The 17,968-nt window shown below is 62.4% G+C and carries 18 protein-coding genes; 13 read left to right on the top strand and 5 right to left on the bottom strand.

Annotation, left to right across the window (positions count from 1 at the left end; genetic code table 11):
• Nucleotides 1–528 precede the first annotated feature (528 nt).
• On the bottom strand, nucleotides 529–1,962 hold the full coding sequence (locus BKP54_RS22420) for a LuxR C-terminal-related transcriptional regulator (protein WP_084814987.1): 1,434 nt from the start codon (nucleotides 1,960–1,962) through the stop codon (nucleotides 529–531).
• A gap of 54 nt (nucleotides 1,963–2,016) precedes the next feature.
• Between BKP54_RS22420 and BKP54_RS35310 the strand changes: the two genes are divergently transcribed.
• The 3 genes from BKP54_RS35310 to BKP54_RS22405 all read left to right on the top strand — a co-directional run bounded on the left by BKP54_RS35310 (nucleotide 2,017) and on the right by BKP54_RS22405 (nucleotide 4,199).
• Nucleotides 2,017–2,421, top strand: a complete 405-nt coding sequence (locus BKP54_RS35310; RefSeq protein WP_128090477.1) for a hypothetical protein — start codon at nucleotides 2,017–2,019, stop codon at nucleotides 2,419–2,421.
• A 140-nt stretch (nucleotides 2,422–2,561) separates the two neighbouring features.
• Nucleotides 2,562–3,305 carry a hypothetical protein gene (locus BKP54_RS22410; protein ID WP_198956863.1) on the top strand — a complete coding sequence of 248 codons (744 nt, stop codon included), beginning with the start codon at nucleotides 2,562–2,564 and terminating at the stop codon, nucleotides 3,303–3,305.
• A gap of 6 nt (nucleotides 3,306–3,311) precedes the next feature.
• Nucleotides 3,312–4,199, top strand: a complete 888-nt coding sequence (locus BKP54_RS22405) for a DMT family transporter (RefSeq protein WP_084814986.1) — start codon at nucleotides 3,312–3,314, stop codon at nucleotides 4,197–4,199.
• A 246-nt stretch (nucleotides 4,200–4,445) separates the two neighbouring features.
• Here the strand turns inward: BKP54_RS22405 and BKP54_RS22400 are convergent, their stop codons facing one another.
• The 3 genes from BKP54_RS22400 to uxuA all read right to left on the bottom strand — a co-directional run bounded on the left by BKP54_RS22400 (nucleotide 4,446) and on the right by uxuA (nucleotide 7,691).
• Nucleotides 4,446–5,240, bottom strand: a complete 795-nt coding sequence (locus BKP54_RS22400) for a L,D-transpeptidase (RefSeq protein ID WP_084814985.1) — start codon at nucleotides 5,238–5,240, stop codon at nucleotides 4,446–4,448.
• A gap of 556 nt (nucleotides 5,241–5,796) precedes the next feature.
• Complete coding sequence (locus BKP54_RS22390) at nucleotides 5,797–6,489, bottom strand: RraA family protein (RefSeq protein WP_084814983.1); 693 nt, start codon at nucleotides 6,487–6,489, stop codon at nucleotides 5,797–5,799.
• On the bottom strand, nucleotides 6,486–7,691 hold the full coding sequence (uxuA, locus tag BKP54_RS22385; RefSeq protein ID WP_084814982.1) for a mannonate dehydratase: 1,206 nt from the start codon (nucleotides 7,689–7,691) through the stop codon (nucleotides 6,486–6,488). Before uxuA ends, BKP54_RS22390 begins: the two co-directional genes overlap by 4 nt.
• Nucleotides 7,692–7,896: 205 nt before the next feature.
• Between uxuA and BKP54_RS22380 the strand changes: the two genes are divergently transcribed.
• The 8 genes from BKP54_RS22380 to BKP54_RS22345 are packed head-to-tail and all read left to right on the top strand — an operon-like array spanning nucleotide 7,897 to nucleotide 16,171.
• Nucleotides 7,897–8,751: a FadR/GntR family transcriptional regulator gene (locus BKP54_RS22380; protein WP_084814981.1), complete on the top strand. Its 855-nt coding sequence runs from the start codon at nucleotides 7,897–7,899 to the stop codon at nucleotides 8,749–8,751.
• Nucleotides 8,748–9,713 (top strand): substrate-binding domain-containing protein, encoded by a 966-nt coding sequence (locus BKP54_RS22375; RefSeq protein WP_025429553.1) that lies wholly within the window; start codon nucleotides 8,748–8,750, stop codon nucleotides 9,711–9,713. The genes BKP54_RS22380 and BKP54_RS22375 overlap by 4 nt, the downstream gene beginning before the upstream one ends.
• A 60-nt stretch (nucleotides 9,714–9,773) precedes the next feature.
• Nucleotides 9,774–11,309 carry a sugar ABC transporter ATP-binding protein gene (locus tag BKP54_RS22370; protein ID WP_084814980.1) on the top strand — a complete coding sequence of 512 codons (1,536 nt, stop codon included), beginning with the start codon at nucleotides 9,774–9,776 and terminating at the stop codon, nucleotides 11,307–11,309.
• Nucleotides 11,306–12,301, top strand: coding sequence for an ABC transporter permease (locus BKP54_RS22365; protein WP_057213094.1), 996 nt, complete (start codon nucleotides 11,306–11,308; stop codon nucleotides 12,299–12,301). The genes BKP54_RS22370 and BKP54_RS22365 overlap by 4 nt, the downstream gene beginning before the upstream one ends.
• 17 nt (nucleotides 12,302–12,318) lie before the next feature.
• Nucleotides 12,319–13,104 carry an SDR family oxidoreductase gene (locus BKP54_RS22360; protein WP_025429550.1) on the top strand — a complete coding sequence of 262 codons (786 nt, stop codon included), beginning with the start codon at nucleotides 12,319–12,321 and terminating at the stop codon, nucleotides 13,102–13,104.
• 20 nt (nucleotides 13,105–13,124) lie between these two features.
• Complete coding sequence (locus BKP54_RS22355; RefSeq protein WP_084814979.1) at nucleotides 13,125–14,243, top strand: mannonate dehydratase; 1,119 nt, start codon at nucleotides 13,125–13,127, stop codon at nucleotides 14,241–14,243.
• Between the two features lie 9 nt (nucleotides 14,244–14,252).
• Entirely contained in the window at nucleotides 14,253–15,155 is a 903-nt protein-coding gene (locus tag BKP54_RS22350) for an SMP-30/gluconolactonase/LRE family protein (RefSeq protein ID WP_084814978.1), read from the top strand.
• A complete protein-coding gene (locus BKP54_RS22345) occupies nucleotides 15,152–16,171 on the top strand; it encodes a hypothetical protein (RefSeq protein WP_057224353.1) in 1,020 nt (339 codons plus the stop codon). Before BKP54_RS22350 ends, BKP54_RS22345 begins: the two co-directional genes overlap by 4 nt.
• An 82-nt stretch (nucleotides 16,172–16,253) precedes the next feature.
• Here the strand turns inward: BKP54_RS22345 and BKP54_RS22340 are convergent, their stop codons facing one another.
• Nucleotides 16,254–16,844, bottom strand: coding sequence for a 3'-5' exonuclease (locus BKP54_RS22340; RefSeq protein WP_057207667.1), 591 nt, complete (start codon nucleotides 16,842–16,844; stop codon nucleotides 16,254–16,256).
• Nucleotides 16,845–17,126: 282 nt separating this feature from the next.
• Between BKP54_RS22340 and BKP54_RS36125 the strand changes: the two genes are divergently transcribed.
• On the top strand, nucleotides 17,127–17,288 hold the full coding sequence (locus tag BKP54_RS36125; RefSeq protein WP_198956862.1) for a hypothetical protein: 162 nt from the start codon (nucleotides 17,127–17,129) through the stop codon (nucleotides 17,286–17,288).
• Between the two features lie 496 nt (nucleotides 17,289–17,784).
• Nucleotides 17,785–17,916: a hypothetical protein gene (locus BKP54_RS37155; RefSeq protein WP_272953725.1), complete on the top strand. Its 132-nt coding sequence runs from the start codon at nucleotides 17,785–17,787 to the stop codon at nucleotides 17,914–17,916.
• The last annotated feature ends 52 nt before the right edge of the window (nucleotides 17,917–17,968 follow it).

Here is a 17,968-nt window from a genome sequence, read left to right as displayed (position 1 = left end):
CCTCGGGCAAGGTGATCCCAGAGCGCTGCTTTGCTTGGGGCTGGGGCGCCGCTCTGGGATCACTAGCGCCAATGGTGCGATTGGCGCTCAACCAGCAATGGCAGGACCATGCAGATTCGGCAATGCAACTAAGACCTTTGTCTGCACGGACTGGACTTAAGTCCTAGGTTGTGCTTTCCGCCGGACGCATGGATGCGCGCATGCGCACGCAGATCGACGTCAGCATGCTCGCGGTTGTTTCGCACGTTGCGCTCGAGCCTCACACGGTAACAAGCAGCGGTTGGACAACCTAACCGAAGTGCATAATGTATTCGATCGGAACACGCGGGCGAGTATAAGTGCTCTCAATCACTCATTGTGAAGATATTGCGAAGAGATCATTACGGTTGCTTCGTTGAATTCGCGGGCGGAGCAGGAGCGAAAAAGCGGAGACCGTGGGATCCATGCCGTGACTCTTAAGCGTCGCGGCAGAGAACATGGATCGCGAGGTCAGCGACATCGCCTCGAGTTTTCGGAATCGGGCGAACCTCAGCCGAGCTTCGCCACATCGGCGGCATGGCGGATGGCAGAGAGCGCATCGGGGTTTGTCACGGGATAGGCCGAGATGAAGCGTTCGACCGAAAACTCCGGAAATTCAGCTTTCAAGCGGACTGCGGTCCTGGCCGCCTCGCCGATCCCGCCCACGGCCGCATGCGCAAGCGCCAGGAACATCAGCACGTCCGGAGACTCCGGGACGCTTCTGTGGAGCGCCGCAAGTGCCTCCGAATGCCTGCCGGCGGCGAACAGGACGCGGCCCTGCATGCCGAAATACCAGGGCGGGGCCAGTGGATTGAGGCGCATCGCACGCTCGATGAGCGGGATCGCCTCGGACGGATCGCCGACGACAAGAGCCCTGCTTCCGGCCAGCAGCGGCAGTATGCCGGCATGGTTGAAGCCATATTCGAAAGCGCGCCGATGCGCGTGTTCCGCCCCCTCGAGGTCGCCGAGGCATGCCCGGAGATTGACAAGGCAAGCGTAGGCGCAGCTGTCCGTCGGGTCGAGCCGCAGCGCGTTTTCGACCGCCGTCCGCCAGTTCTCGATCGATGTTGACACATCGTCGCCGAAGCCGTTGCAGGCCTCGATCGAATAGGCATAGGCGAGCTCAGCCCAGGCGTTGGCGAAGGTAGGATCGAGTTCCAGCGCGCGTAAGAACAGGCGGATCGCCTCCGCATTTCCGGCACGGCTGAACGTGGTGTGCTGTTCGACGGCAAGCAGATAGCAGTCATAGGCCCTCAAGCTGGCAGGCGGCTTGCGGCGAACCGCATTGCGGCCGACCGTGGCCAGCGTTCCGTGACTGCCGATCAGCACGTTGGTAATGCTTTCGGTCAGGCTGTCCTGGAGCGCGAAAAAATCCTCGACCGGGCGGTCGTAACGCTCGCTCCACAGGCTGACGCAGTTGCGTGCGTCGGCAAGCTCGATCGTCAAGCGAACCCTCCGGTCGTAGGCGTGCAACCGGCCCGACACGATATAGGTGACGCCTAGCGCCTTGCCGTCCGCCGCAAAGTCGGCGGGCTTGCTGCCCAGCGATTTCATGGTGTGGAACGCGATGACGGGCAAACCCGCATAATGCGCCAGGTGGACGGTGATGTCCGACGACAGGCCGTCGGCCAGGCGGCGCCAGCGCTCTTCGGAATTCAGGCATTCGATCGGGAATATTGCGAGCACCGGCGAGGCGTCGGACAAAGGTGGAAGTGCCTTCGGCGGCGCGCCGGAATCGGCAAAGTGTGCCGCGAGCCCGATCTTGTTACGCACTCCGAGCTTTTCGTAGATGGCCGCAAGGTGGGTGCGAACAGTGGCCGGGGCAATGAAAAGCGCCTTGCCGATTTCGCGGTAAGTCATGCCGGACGCGAATTTTTTCGCGACCGCGCGCTCGCGACCCGACAAGGCATCAAGTGTGTGAGCTTTCGAAGCGTCGAGCACCATAGTGGCCCCCCGTCCTTGGAACGGCTCCCCCTCCGTAGCGGAAGAATACTACAAATGCACCAGGCCGAATACCGCATCTGCCCGATGCCGCCGCAGGCTCACACGGTGCAAGCTTCCCCAATGGAAACACGCAATCAGCCGAGGTGTTTCATGCGTTCTGTATCCATAGTGCTGGCGTGCACGGTCTTGGGTTTTTCCGCCCCACCGTCGCCTTCGTTCGCAAGCGGGTGCCGACAGTTGCTGGAATCAAACGTGAAAATCGCCAGCATGCATGTGTATGCCAACATCCTGGCCAATGCTGCCCGCAACGGCCGGAACTACACGCCTGAATCGATCGTCAGCGGCTCAAAGCGGCACTTCGAGGAGATGAGCCTCCAGTTGATCGAAGCCGGTTATGAGATCGTCCCGGTCGGCGCCCGCCCATATTGCGACCAGTTGAACAAGCAGGCCGGCGGTTAGCCGCAGGCCAACTTGTCTGTTTTTCGGCACCGAGCGGATCGAGATTGATCCAGCACGGTCTTTCTGCGCGACATTGCCGGGACCCCAAAAAGGCGGCGGCAAGTGGGCGTGCACTGCCTGATTGCGGGGTTCGTTTATCAATGAGCATCCATGATTTTCCCGATGCCGGCGGAGAGCCGGGCGACACCTCAGGCCTGTCGCGGTTCGCCGCGGCAATCGGTTCACGCTTGGTAGGTCCCGGAGGATATTACAATCTCGGCAATGGGCTCGGGCTGGTGACGGGCGTCACGATCCAGATCGTCGCCGTGCCGCCGAGTTCCGCCCTGAGTGGCCACGCCGCGCTCCTCGATTATTTCGTCGGCAGCATCGCCGCCCTGTCGCTCACCATGGCCACGCTGGTCTTCTTCTGGAGCGGCGAGATCTACTGCCGCGCCTGGGCTAGGAAGCCGCCCCCCGACGCGTCCCTAAACCGCCTTGGCGACATGCTGTCGGGGATCGGGGCGATCGGACTCGGCATCGCCCTGTTCCTGTTCGGCGAACCCGTGCTTGCGGCGACCTCGGGCTTGCTGCACGCGCTCGGCAAGTTCGGCAGCGCCTTCGAGGACGGCAGGCCGTTACCCGGCTGGCCAGCCAACTGGCTCAATCCGTTCCGCAGTGCCGTTCTGGCCAGCCGCCTGCCGGCGTTGGTATCGGCCGCGGTCGGAAGCGGCATCGCCCTGCAGCAGGCATGGTCGGGGGCCTCCTGGGTGCTCGTCGCTGCGCCGCTGACATTGCTTGTCTGCTATCTGCTATGGGCCAAGGCAGCCCTGCTGCTGCTCCTCCAGGAGGTGCGAGCCGGGAGCGCGCTGGCATCGTCCTCCGGCAACCGCCGAGATGGAGCGTGACGGCCCATGTCGAAGACACATGCCAACTGTCTGCTGCTGCTTGCCGCCGCCTTCTGGGGGTTCGGCAACGTCGCGCAGAAGACCGTGCTGGATCATCTCGATCCGCTCAGCGCCGTAGGCGTGCGTTGCCTGATCGCAGGACTCTTGGCCGCGCCGCTGATGATGCTCGACCGGGGGAGGAAGCTCGAACCGGGCTACAGGATGAGTCTCATCAAGGTGAGCGCGCTGTTTTCAATTTCCATTGCCATCCAGCAAGTCTCCTATCTCGGCACTTCGGTCACCAATGCGAGTTTCCTGGTGAGCACGGCAACGGTGATGACCCCGCTTGCGGCGTGGTTCCTGATCGGCGAGCGACCGACCGCGACCGTCGGACTTGCGGCGTGCGTAACATTGGTCGGAGTGCTGCTTCTGTCCGGCGGAATGACCGCCAGCTTCAGCCAGGGCGATCTCGCAGCGATACTTTCGGCCGCATGCTACGCGCTTTGGATGGTCGAGCTCGGCCGCCATATGCGGACCCACGGCGCTCCGGTTACTGCTGCCGCCGCTCAATTCCTCGGCGCAGCCGTTATCGCCCTGCCGTTTGGCGCCCTTCACGGCAATCTATCGATGGCAGCCATCAGTGATGCGGCCCCGGAACTCGCGGTGCTAGGCATCTTCTCGACCGCGGCCGCCTTCGGCATCCAGACGATCGCCCAACGGTTTACCTCGGCCAGCCATGCCGCCGTGATCGTCAGCGCAGAGAGCGTGTTCGGAGCGATTGGCGCGGCGATGTTTCTCGGGGAGCGGTTGTCGTCGGTCGGGGCGCTCGGTGCCGCGATCGTGCTTGGAGCAATCATCTTGCTGTCGCTGTCAGTGCACAGATCCGAAAATGCAAAGTCGGTGCCGACAGGCTGAAGATAATGGTGCGTCATCGTCGAAGATGCTGGATATCTATCCGCCTTCGCGCCTGTAGATTTTATCAGCCTTGTCGCGACCGCTTCGCGAGCGGGAAAGTGAGGGCGAGGTCCCGAAAACCTCGTTGTCTGCGATCAGCCGGCCGATGAAGGGCAGACGGGTGCGGCAGGATTGAACGACTGATTTTTTTGGTAGGGACCGTCGTGGCTCTTCTCGATTCCCTACTCACTCGGCGCGAAGCGCCTTTCACGCCACCACAATCGGGACTTTGGTCGGCGACGCCTTGACCCGGTTGTAGAGGTCGATGACGTCCTGGTTGATCATGCGCACGCAACCGGAAGATGCCTGAGTGCCGATGGTCCACCATTCGGGTGAGCCGTGCACGCGATAGCCAGTGTCGTGGCCGTCCTTGTAGATATAGTGTGCGCGGGCGCCGAGCGGGTTGTCGAGGCCACCCGGCTGACCGCCCGTCCATTTCACCAGCTCCGGCTTGCGCGCGATCATCTCTTTGGGCGGAGTCCAGGTCGGCCATTCCTTGGTGTACTGGATCTCGGCGCGGCCGCTCCATTCGAAGCCGGCCTTGCCGATGCCGACGCCGTAACGGATCGCTTCGCCGCCTTCCTGCACCCAATAGAGATGCCGCTCGTTGAGCCGCACCACAATCGTGCCCGGCGCCTCGCCGGTCGGATCGATAACGATCTGACGGCGGAATTCCGGCCTGATCTTCTGGAATGGAACTGCCGGGATCACGAGGCCATTGTCGATCAGCGAGGCATACATCGTGCCGTTATCGGTGATGTTGCTGTCGACGCTGAGCGGTGGGATCGAACCGGTCGGCATGCGGTCAACGCCCCCAGACGGCATGCCACCCGACGGCTCGATTGATCCCAGCTCCGGGAATTCGAGCGTCTGCGAGCAGCCGGAGGCGCCAAGCAGTGTCAGGACACCGAGGCCCGAAAGCACGGCGCGGCGGGAGACGAAGTAGCCGGACTCCGGTTTGGTGGCGCCGGAGGACAGCGCCTGATCTTGCGGCTTACGCATGCACTCATTACCCCAAACGAACGGTCGGCATCATGCCCACCGGATGGGCCGCATTTTCACAATTCGTGGTTAAGAAAGCGTGAAACCATTGCCGGCCGTGCCCCACCCTTCGGCGCGTTCGACATGCCGCTCGTGCGCCGGTGGTGATGATGTCGGCGACATTTGTCAGCGTGCCCGCATATTTCCTTCTGTTGATGTCTCCGTTGTGGTGGATCGGCGGCTCCGCATTTGCATACAGCCTCAGCGCGGGCTTCCTGTTCGATTATCTCTGCTATGCCACGGTTCATCATCTCGTGCATTATCGACCGGGACGCCAAGGATCGCTGTTTTTCACGCTCAAGCGACGCCATGCGCTGCACCACCACGTGACGCCGGAGGGCAATTTCGGTGTGACCTCCGGCCTCCGGGAATGGGTGTTTGCAACCGACATCCAGCCGCGCCGTAATCCACGGCGCGCCCAACCCAACGGGCGTCACCTCGCAGAGAGATGGACGCGTTCGTGCCATAGATTTACCGCTCGTAAGGACGATGACGACGCCGTCCCGCCACTGAGCGGCTACATGACGCCGAAGCGTTCGAATGCCTCGACCGTGGACATGCCGGCCTCGATGGCAAGGCGAACCTTGTTTTCAGTTTCTGCCTTTTCGAACGCCAGCGCGATCGCTTCCCGTTCCGCCTCGCGCGGAATGACCAGAACGCCGTCGCGGTCGCCGAACAGCATGTCGCCGGGCTGAATGCGGATGCCGCCGATCTCGATCGGAACCGCATAGTCGACGACCTTGCCGCGCGGTCCCTGATCCTGAGCATAGGATCCGTAGCAGAAGGTCGGGAAATCGAGGGCGAGGATGCCGCTGCTGTCTCGGCAGTATCCGTCGCAGATCGCACCTGCGGCTTTCAGCTGAATCGCGCGTGTCGACATCAACTCGCCCCAGACAGCGTAGCGCGGCGAGGCGCCTGAACATACGTAGATTTCGTTGGGTTTCAGGCTGTCGAGCGCATGGAACATCAGGCCGAAGGGCTTGGAGCTGATCTCGGCGTGGCCGCCGGCTCCCGCGGTCGCAAAGAAATCCGCCTCAAGCACCGGCATGGCACGGCCGACTGTCACCATGTCGTCGCGCAGGGCCCGGATCTTCGGCGGCAGGAACTGATGCTGCAGCCCCATCGTATCAAGAATATCGCCGACAACGGCGGTGAAGAGCCGGCTTCGCATCGCCGCGAACAAGTCGGAATCGTCTTCAAAAGTCTTCATCGTGTCACCTGTTTGTTCCGTGCGGCCTCGACCGCTGAAATGCCGTGCATCACGCCGCGGATCTCGGCGAGCCCCTTCAGTCGGCCGATGAGCGAGTAGCCGGGATTGATCCGTTCCTTGCCGATGTCGTCGGCAAGCAGATGCCCATGGTCTGGACGAACGGGGATCTGCCAATCGTCGCGCCCCTCGGTACGCCGGCGCTCTTGCTCCTCGAGAAGGGCGAGAATGACGGCCGGAATATCGCTCGAGCCACCAAGATGGTCGGCTTCATGAAACGACCCGTCAGCTTCGCGCTGAACGTTGCGCAGATGGGCGAAATGGATGCGGGAGCCGAACTCACGCACCATGGCCGGCAGGTCGTTTTCGGCGCGGGTGCCGTAGGATCCGGTGCAGAAGGTCAGGCCATTGGCGGGACTGTCGGCGGCTGCCAGGATGCGGCGCGCGTCATCCGCAGTGGATACGATCCGCGGCAAGCCGTAGAGCGGGAAGGCCGGATCATCAGGATGAATGCAGAGCTTCACCCCGACCTCCTCGGCGACCGGCACGATCTCGCGCAGGAAGCGTGCGAGGTTTTTATGCAGGCCCTCGGCGCTCATGCCATCGTACTCCGCGAGCGCTCCAAGAAAGCCGGCGCGATCAAACTTACGCTCCGATGCCGGCAGGCCGGCAATTAGATTCCGTTCGATACGGCCGATCTTTGCAGGATCCATCGCGGTAAACCGCGCCTCCGCCGTTTCGATCTGGGCGGGCGAATAGCTCTGCTCGACACGTGGCCGTTTCAGCACAAAGAGATCGTAGGCGGCGAAATCGATAGCATCGAAGCGCAGCGCATATCCGCCGGTCGGCAGCGGATGCATGAGTTCGGTGCGGGTCCAGTCGACCACCGGCATGAAATTGTAGCAGACCGTGCCAATGCCGCAGCGCGCCAGCGCGCGCATCGTGTCCTTGTACCAGCCGATGTAGCGTGCGCTGTCTGACGATGCCAGCTTGATCGAATTGTGCACCGGAATGCTCTCGACCACGCTCCAGCGCAGGCCTGCCGCCTCGATCAACGCCTTGTGCTTCAGGATCTGATCGTCGGACCAGGGCGAGCCGTCATAGACGTCATGAAGCGCTGAGACGATGCCCGTCGCCCCTGCCTGCCGGATGTGGCTGAGCGGCACCGGGTCATCCGGGCCATACCAGCGAAAGCACTCTTCCATCGGCCTCATCTCTTAAACTCCTGCGATCTCGGGATGATCTCTATTGTTGGACCAGATAACGCATTAAGGATCGGTGTGGGCGCAAATTCAAGCGAAAATACGCTTACATTGTTGTTTTTCCGGCAAGGCGGCAAAAATTCCGATGCGGCTCTTGACTTGTTACTCAATCTGGACCAACAAATAGAACCGCACACAGGAGGAGAACGTGGCGCACAATTCGGCAAAACCGGCGCAATCGACAGGTGTCGAGGCAGCTGAGGTCGGCAAGACGTCTGCGGTCGATAGGCTCGTCGAGCAGATCAGGGATCTGATCGCCGAACGCGGCCTCGGGATTGGCGATGCGCTGCCGACCGAGCGCGATCTTGGTGAGCAGTTTCAGGCCGGACGGAATACGGTTCGCGAGGCGCTTCAGGTCCTGCGAGCCTATGGTCTGGTCGAGACGCGGCCGAAGGTCGGTGCCGTCATCAGCGGAGGTCATGGCGAGGCGATCCGCCGGCTTTTTGCCTTTCACAACGGCATATCGCCCGATTCCTTCCGCGATCTGCAGGGTTTCCGCCGCATCATCGAGACCGGCGTCGGCGACCACATCATTCTTCATGCAAGCGAAGCCGACCTCGACAGGCTGGAGGCGGCCAATGCTCGCATCCGGACGGCTGAGAGCGTCGAGGAGGCGGCCCGCTACGATTACGAATTCCACGAGGCTATCGTCGAACTCTCAGGCAACAGGACGACCCTTGCTGCCTACCGGATGATGCGCACCGTCATCGAGGAAGTCATGCGCCTCGGCAAGGCGGAGCGGCCGGTCCAGTCGGCGACCTACGAGGCCCATGCCGAAATCATCGGCGCGCTGAGGGCGCGCGACCGAATTGCCTATGCCTATCTCATGAGCCGCCATCTCGAATTCGGCCTCAAATTCGTCGGCGCGCGACCAGTGGACAGTCCGCCGCGACCAAGACTTGAGGCTGCGGCGGCATCGTCTTCCGCATTCAGTCAGAACCGGCCCCTTTGCCCGCGGGGCCGGCAACACGATCAAGGGCCTAGGGGAGGAGACCCAGTATGATCAAAACAAAACGCCACGTCCTGACGCTCGCAACACTTCTGGTAAGTGTCAGCTTCGCGCCGAGCGCGGTTCTTGCCGACGGCAAGGCCATCGCCGGCATCGTCTTCCAGCAGGACCAGTACTTCCGCGGCATCCAGATCGGGATGGAGAAGGCGGCGGAAGCCGCCGGCGACGAACTGCTCGCCGGAAACAGCGACAGCAAGCTCGAAAAGGAAGCGCAGCTGATCGACACCTATATCGCCCGCGGCGTCAACTCGATCGTGGTCGCGCCGCTGTCGGCCGACGCTTCGGTTCCCGCGCTCAAGAAGGCACGCGATGCCGGCATCACCGTGGTCACCTACGGCACGTCTGCCAATGGTGACGTTGCCCAGGCGACGGTGACCAGTTCAGACCGCGATATCGGCATCGGCACAGGCGAGGCGGCTGCTCCGTTTCTGAAAACCCTCGGGAATGGCGAGAAGGTCAAGATCGGGACACTCGCTTTCAAGGCGCTGTTGCCTGAGCAGTCGAACGCTCGCGTCGACGGCTTCCTTCACGTGGTGTCCTCCCAGGTCGAGATCGTCGCGCAACAGGATGCCTGGCTGGCCGAGAAGGCGCTGGCCGTTGCCAGCGACATGCTGACCGCCAACCCGGATATCAAGGTGATCTATGCCGCCAACGAAGGCGGCACGATCGGCGCGGTCCAGGCGGTGAAGAAGGCCGGGCTTGAGGGCAAAGTGTTCGTTTTCGGCACCGATGGTTCCGAGCAGCTCGCCAACATGCTTCTCGACAAGGACAACGTGCTCCAGGCAACGACGGCGCAGCAGCCTCTAGAGGTCGGCAAGCAGGCGATCGAGGCAGCGCAGAAACTGCTCGAAGGCAAGACGTTCGAGACCAAGGTCAATGTTCCCGTCCTTCCCTTGACGCGCGCAAATGCCGACGGGGTCGCCGCCTACAAGGAAGGCCTGAAGGCTCTGAAGTAAGGTTGCGTGGCAGGGCCACTCGGCCCTGCCACCATTTTCTGCGCCAACCGGGAACCACCGATGACCTACTCTCAGCCCCGGACAGATACCGCCCAAGGGCGGCTCGAGTTCCGATCCGTCACAAAGCGTTACGGCCCGACGGTTGCCCTGTCGGAGTTTACCCATGATTTTACCCCAGGGCGGGTTCATGCCCTGATGGGAAAGAATGGCTCGGGTAAATCGACGCTGATCAAGCTTCTTGCCGGCGTGACCGAACCCACGTCGGGCACGATCAGCGTCAACGGAAGAGACCAGAGCTTTACTTCGCCGCACGACGCGTTTGATGCTGGCATCGTCACGGTGCATCAGGAACTGTCGCTCGTTCCCGAACTGTCCGTCGGCGAGAACATTTTTCTCGGTCGCCTGCCGCACACCAGGCGCGCGGGCTTGCGTGTCGTCGATTGGAAGGGTTTGCACAAGCGCGCGACCGAGCTTCTGTCCGACATGGGGCTCTCGATCGATTCCCGCCAGCCGGTCTCGGGCCTCAGCGTCGGGCAACAGCAGGTCGTCGAGATCGTCAAGGCGATGTCCTTCAACCCATCGATCCTGCTGCTCGACGAACCCACATCGGCGCTCGCCTCGAAAGAGGTCAAGCAGCTTTTCGCGCTGATCGAGCGATTGCGGGCACGCGGCGTGACGATGATCTACATCACGCACCGCATGAGCGAGCTTTTCGAGATCGCCGACACCTGCACCGTCATTCGCGACGGCCACTATATCGGTGCCGTCGAGATGTCCGTGACCTCGCCCGCCGAGATCGTCGGCATGATGTTTGGCGACGCCGCCCGCACGAAACGGCCGCCGCGCCAGGTGATCGACAGGCTCAAGCCGCTGCTCGAAGTGCGCGGCCTGACCCGTGCAGGACACTTCAACGACGTCTCCTTCGACCTTTATCGCGGCGAGATACTCGGGATCGCCGGCCTGCTGGGCTCGGGCCGGACCGAGCTGATGCGCGCAATCTTTGGCGCCGACCGCATCGATGCCGGCACGGTGCACCTTGCCGGGCAATCGATGACGGGCGCCACGCCGCGCCAGATGCGCGCCGCCGGTCTTGGCTATACGCCGGAGAACCGCAAGGAGGTCGGTCTCGTGCAATCGCTGCCGACGGCCGACAATCTCTGCATGGCAAGTCTCGGCCCCATTGCGCGAAACGGACTGATCTCCCGTCGCCGCGAACAGCCACATGTCGATCGGCAGATCGCCGATTTGCATATCAAGTGCGGCGATCCGGAATTGCCGGTGTCTTCCCTGTCGGGCGGCAACCAGCAGAAGGTGGTGATCGGCAAGTGGCTGAACAGGGCTCCCTCGGTGATGTTCTTCGATGAGCCGAGCCGCGGCGTCGACGTCCAGGCCAAGCGACAGATCTTCGACATCATCTGGCAAAAAGCCTCGGACGGCCTGGCAAGCATCTTCGTTTCGACCGAACTCGAGGAGGTCCTCGAAGTGGCAGACCGCATTCTCGTGATGCACCACGGTAATGTGGTGGCGGAGGTGGATCCCACTAGGACCGATCTTACCCAACTCTACGGCCTATGCATGGAAGGGGCCTCCCAATGACACTTGTCAGCCAACAAACAGCTGAAGGCGGCGGACAGAACGTCTCGCTGCGTCTCCTCAAGACCTATCCGATGGAGATTATCCTCGCGGGTCTGGTCCTGTTCCTCATCCTGATGGCGCCGGGCTTTGCCTCGACCGCCAATATCCTCAACGTGCTGCGAACCGTGGCGATGCTGGGGATCATCGCCTTCGGCATGACGGCCGTGATCATTTCGGGCGAGATCGATCTTTCTGTTGGCGCCGGGGTCGCACTGGCGGGATGCATCGTTGCCTGGTTCGCCGACGCCTACACGGACGCAATCGGCGGCTGGAACGCCGTTATCCTCGGCTTTGCCGTCGCGCTTACCGTCGGCTTTTCGCTTGGTTACCTCACCGGCCGCTTCCGGCAGTGGTTCAACGTCCCGACTTTCATTACCACGCTCGCTTTGTTTGCCGCCCTTCGCGGTGTTGCGAACCTCATCACCGGTGGATTTCCGCTGTCGACGTTTCCGACCGGCTTCGATTTCCTCGGTGGCGGCTACCTCTTCGGCATTCCCTTCCCGGTCTATATTTTCGTGCTCACCTTCGCGGCCATGCACTTCCTGATGAAATACACCAGCTTCGGCCGCGAGGTTTATGCCGTCGGTGGCAACATGGAGGCGGCTCGGCTCTCGGGTATCGACATCTGGAAGGTCAAGGCGCTGACGCTCGGCCTCACCGGCGCACTGACGGCGATTTCGGGCACGCTGATCGCCTCGCAGATCGGAGCCGGTACCGGCACGACCGCCACCGGCATGGAGCTTGACGTAATTGCGGCCGTCATCATCGGCGGCACCTCGCTGTTCGGCGGCAAGGGCCGCATTTGGGGAACCCTGATCGGGGTGCTGTTTCTCGGCTGCATCTCCAACGGCATGACCCTGATGAACGTCAGCGAGTACTGGCAGTACGTCGTGCGTGGCGGGATCATCCTTGGCGCCGTGCTTCTCAATCAAGTCCTGGAACGTGTGCGTTAGGGAGTTCGGAGCCGATCATGACTGAATTTGCAGGAAAAGTGGCGCTGGTTACCGGAACCTCCGGTATCGGGCTGGCATCGGCCATAAGGCTTGCCACGGCCGGCGCCAAGGTCTTGGCTTGCGGCAACGATGCCGCGGCCAACCAGACGTTCGACCGGATCGCACAGGAGCGTGGCCTGGCAATGGCCTCACGATTGGTCGATGTGTCGGTCGAGGCAGATGTGGCGGCTGCCGTCGCGGCGGTTGTGTCGCGCCATGGTGGTCTTGATATCGTCGTCAACGCCGCCGCCGTTCATCCCTTCGGCACCGTGCTCGACACCAGCTTCGAGACTTGGAACCGGTGCTTGTCCGTCAATGTCGGTTCGATCTACCTGACGGGGCGCTTCGCCATCCCCGAGATGACCAAGCGCGGCGGTGGGGCGATCGTCAACATTTCCTCGGTCCAGGGCCATAGCTGTCAGCAGAATGTCGCCGCCTATGTCGCCACCAAGGGCGCCATCCATGCGCTGACCCGCGCGATGGCGCTCGATCATGCCGACCTCAAGGTGCGGGTGAATTCAGTCAGCCCCGGTTCCGTCCGCACTCCGCTCCTGTCGCTGGCCGCGCGCACCTATGGCGGCGAGGGCGTCAGCGAGGAGGAAGCCTTCGCCCGCTTCGGCGCCGCCCATCCGATTGGCCGCATCGGCGAGCCGGAGGAAGTCGCGGACCTCGTCGCCTATCTCGCATCCGATCGTGCCGGTTTTATCACCGGATCGGACTTCCGCATCGACGGCGGGCTCACCGCCGGCATCGGCGTGAAATAATCGCACAGGGAAAGAACAAGATGAAAATCGGCCTTGGCCTCTATCGTGAACAGCTCACGCCCGACAACTACCGCTTCGCGCTCCAGTCCGGCGCAACCCACATTGTTGCGCATCTGACCAACTATTTCGCCGGCAAGGATCCGAAGATCGACAGCGGCGACAATGGTGGATGGGGCGATTGCTCCACCGACCGCATTTGGACCTATGAGGAGCTGTCGGCTCTGGTTCGGGACGTGCGGGCAGGCGGGCTCGAACTTGCCGCCATCGAGAATTTTTCGCCGCGCTTCTGGCACGACATCCTGCTCGACGGACCGGAGCGCGATGCGCAGATCGACGCGCTGAAGCAACTGATCCGCGATGCCGGGCGCGCAGGCGTTCCCTGCATCGGCTACAATTTCTCGCTCGCCGGCGTCTATGGCTGGACCCGTGGCCCCTATGCGCGCGGCGGTGCTGAATCGGTTGGCTTCGGCGTCGAAGATGCGCCGGGCGCCGTGCCCGATCCGGACGCGCCCATCCCCGACGGGATGGTCTGGAACATGCGGTATCGCCGCGCCGTGCCCGGCGCCAAACCGGTATCGGTCAGCAACGCCGAGATCTGGGATCGCCTCTCGCGTTTTCTGAAGGATGTGGTTCCGGTCGCCGAGGAAGCCGGTGTCATGCTCGGTGCTCATCCCGACGATCCGCCGGCCGAGGCGCTGCGTGGCACGGCCCGGCTCGTCAACCGGCCGGAAAAGTACGATCGGTTGATGTCGATCGTCGATTCCCCGTCGAACGGGCTGGAGTTGTGCCTGGGCTCGCTTCAGGAAATGCCCGGCGGCGATATCTACGAACATGTCCGCCGTTTCGCGCGATCAGGGCGCATCGGCTACATCCACTTCCGCAATGTGAAGGGCAAGATGCCGCGCTACGTCGAAACCTTCGTCGACGAAGGCGATATCGACATGGCCGAAATCGTGCGCATCCTGCGCGATGAAAACTATCAGGGCGTGATGATCCCCGACCATACGCCGGCAATGACCTGTGCTGCCTCTTGGCATGCGGGCAAGGCCTTTGCGCTTGGGTACATGCGCGCGCTGGTGCAGAACGCCCATGCCCTCGGACCGTCCCGGTCCCTTGCCCACGATCTCGCGGCTGAGTAGGAGGCGCGGATGGTGAGGTCGGTTACCTGTGTTGCCCCGGTCGGCGACAAATGCGGCGAGGGCGCCGTCTGGTCAGCATCCGAGCAGGCGCTCTACTGGAGCGACGTCAACCGCTTTCTCGTCCATCGGTATGATGAGGCGAGCGGTTCGGTTCGCTTCTGGATATTCGACGAGCCGGTGGTGGCGGTCTCCTTGAGCGACGAGCCGGGGCGGCTGCTTCTGGCGCTCGCCTCAAAACTCGTGTGGTGGTGGCCGGAAACCGACCGGCGCGAGGATCACGGCTTCCGCTTGCCCGGTTATCCACGCGTGCGCCTGAATGACGGTCGCCCCGACCCGGCGGGAAACTTCTGGGTCGGGTCGATGAAGAACAATGTTCTGCCCGACGGCGAGCTTGGCGAGACGGCAGAAGGCGAGGGCATCCTCTACCGCATCGCGCCGGATGGAACGGTGAGCGAGTGGCGGCATGGGCTCGGCATCTCCAACACGCTCTGCTGGAGCCCCGATGGCAGCACCTTCTATTTCGGTGATACGCTCGCCAACGAGATCTACGCCTTCGATTACGCAATAGCGGACTGTTCGATCTCGAACGAACGGACATTCCTTGCTGACTTCTCCCGCGGTTCACCTGACGGCTCGGCGATCGATAGCGATGGCTATCTCTGGAACTGCCGTTTCGGCGGCGGCTGCATCGCGCGCATATCGCCTGAGGGTTCCGTGGCGGAGATCATCGAAATGCCGGTCACCAATATCACGACCTGCACCTTCGGCGGTGCCGACCTGAAGACGCTCTATGTCACGACGGCCAGTATCCTCTCAAAGCCCGGGGAACGGCTCGCCGGCAGCCTTTATGCCCTGACGGTCGACACCCCCGGACTGGCGGAGAACCGATTTGGCGGGGCGGCATCGAGATGACTGAGACGACAAGGCGCGGCCTGGCCTGGGCGCATGGATGCCTGGCGGTGCAATCCCTGGGCGGCATGCTGGGGCCGGTCACTTTCCTTTTGCCTGATGGACGACAGGTAAGCCCGCTGCATGTCGCACCCTGGGGTTCGGATCCCGACAGAACGACGCTGCCGCCGATCCTGCAGGAATTGCGCGGCGAATGGCCCTGCGTGCCCTTCGGCAGCGACGGCTCGCGCCCGCTGCCGAAAGGCTGGTCGGACGCTGGCGAGACCTTCGCTGGAGCGGATGTGCCGCACGGCCACGGCTCGAACGCACATTGGAGTTGGGGCGACTGCGACGAGCGGCAGATCGTCCTGACGTGCAGCTATCCGGACGGCCATCCCGTGCGCCAATTGCGCCGGCGCATCGTGCCGGACCCGCGGGCCGCCGCCGTCGACATCACGCTCGAGATCGAGGTGCGGCGACCCTGCAGGCTGCCGATCGGCCTGCACCCCACCTTCCGCCTGTCACCCCGGCCCGGATCGGTCAGGCTCGAGCCCGGAGCCTATGGCGAGGTTCGCAGTTTTCCCGGCGACGTGGAGCCGGTGGCGACGCTGTTTGCGCCGGGCGGACGATGGTCGAAGCTTGAGAGCGTCGACGCCCGCGATGGCGCCACCATCGATGCGGCGTCCGTTCCGCTTGACCAGAATGCCGAGGAACTGCTGCAGCTGGTCGGCATCGATGGCGCGATCGCCTTGCACTACCATGACGAGGGGTTTCGTGCCCGCCTTGAATGGCAGAAAGAGCATTTCCCAAGCCTGTTGCTCTGGTACAGCAATCGCGGCCGGAAGGCCTATCCATGGGATGGGAAACATCTCGCCCTTGGCGTTGAGCCGGTTTGCTCGGCCTTCGATTTCGGCCCGGCGGTCTCGTCAGCCGACAACCCCTTGGCATCGCCAGCCGCGCCCACGTCACTGCCCTTCTATCCCGATCAGCCGTTCGTCACGCGCTACCGGATCTCGGTCGAGGCCGCACCCATGGGGTGAAGCCATCATGGGGTGAAGCCATATCTCGCGGGCGATCTGGTGTATCGGGCTGAACCACTCCGGGCATGCCTGCCCAGCGGGCTTATTTTTTCCGGCAGGTGCAAGGGTCGTAGCCGTTGGCAAACAGCCGTCCGGCCCGCATGCCGATCATGGTCGGAATGTCGCGGACCTGCGAAATGCCCAGAGACCCGGCAATCGCAATCGCTGCCTCGGCACAGATCGCCGCGTCCTCGGCAGCGTTGTGATGTGCGAAGGTCAAGCCGAGATGACCGGCCAGGATGTTTAACTTGTGCGATCCGAGATGCGGCCAGACCTTTTGCGCCATCTTCACCGAGCAGAGATAGGACAGTTCCGGATAATCCTGCCGGTAGAGATCGAGACAGGAGCGCCAGACGCTGAAGTCGAAGGCCGCATTGTGGGCGATCATGGTGGCGCCGCGAAAGTCGTCGGCGAATTCGTCCATGACTTCGGGAAACTCGCCTGCGTCCTCCACATGCTCCGGGCGGATGCCGTGGATTGCGATGTTGAAGGAGGAGAAGCGCATGGTCTTCGGACGGATGAGCCGCTCCTCGATCCGCACGACCCGGCCATCCTCGACCCAGGCCAGACCGACCGAACAGGCGCTGCCGCGCTGCTCGTTGGCGGTTTCGAAATCAATGGCGATGGTCTTCAACGTGGTGTCCCGACTGGTCTTGCGCGGCAAGGGTAAAGCCCTACAGCATCCTTCGCGCGCCCTTTGCACGCAGGAAGTATGCTGTAGCGGTGTGCGGGCGATTCGGCAAAGAGTGCAAAGGGTTCCGGTCAGTCGACCTGGCGCTCGCGACAGCTGTGATCCTGCGCGAATACCACTTGCGTTTCCCGTCAGCGTAGGAGAATCTCCGGATCAGGACAAAACAGGCTTAGGTCGCTGCCGGATACCCCAGGCTGCAACGGCAGCCCCCAAGTGGAGAAAACCATGCCCACCAGATTTCTTACGGCGATTGCAGTCACGGCGCTTCTGGCGATCTCAGGATGCGCGACCAGTGGCTCCAGCAACACGACCTACGCGCAATCACAAGGGGTCGACCCCGATATCGATCCTACCGGCACCGGCGATGAAACCATGGACGCCGACTAGCCGGCTACTACCGCATGTTTCGTTAAATCGTATTCGCTTTAAGGATAAAAACATGGAGCAATTCAAAGTCCTACAGCGACCTTTGCACGTTTAAAAAGACGCGCGGCGCTGCAGAATGTCTCCAGTTTAGACTGAGTGGCAGAAACGCTCTACCTCCTTGTTCTTAGACGTTCCTGTCTAAGAGCCGCTTCGCACTTTTTCCTGGAAGTGCTGTAGCACCCTACCTTGTCCGCTTCCCTTCGCCCGTTTCTCGTGGAGGGGGCGGGCGAGTATCGATGCCGCAATGCTTGTCCAGGCCTGAAGAGAGCGCTCCGCTGCAGGGCATGCCGATGAGGCCGGCCGTTCCGCGCCGGGAAATAGCAAATTCTAAACATCCCCCGAACAGGTGCAGAACGGTTCGGGTGCGGAACATGTCCTACGGTCGCTGCCTAACCAATTGGGAGAGGAACATTTCTCTCGTCTCGATTTCCCCACATTGAAGGCTTGATGTAAGGCGATGGACAAAACCGGTATCGCCTTCCTCATCCTTATCTGCGTGCTCGTCGCAATCGCGCTGAGCATTCTCGCCATCAGGCCGGGCGCCGACGTCGCTCCGCCCCCGAGCCCGACAATCGTTCCCAGCAATTAGCGAAACGAAGGCGACGCCCCACGACCCTTGCCGCCAGTTTCGCCTTGTCTAC

The sequence above is a fragment of the Ensifer sp. 1H6 genome (assembly GCF_001976035.1).
Lineage (GTDB): Bacteria > Pseudomonadota > Alphaproteobacteria > Rhizobiales > Rhizobiaceae > Ensifer > Ensifer canadensis.
This window is presented reverse-complemented; position numbering and strand designations above follow the sequence as displayed.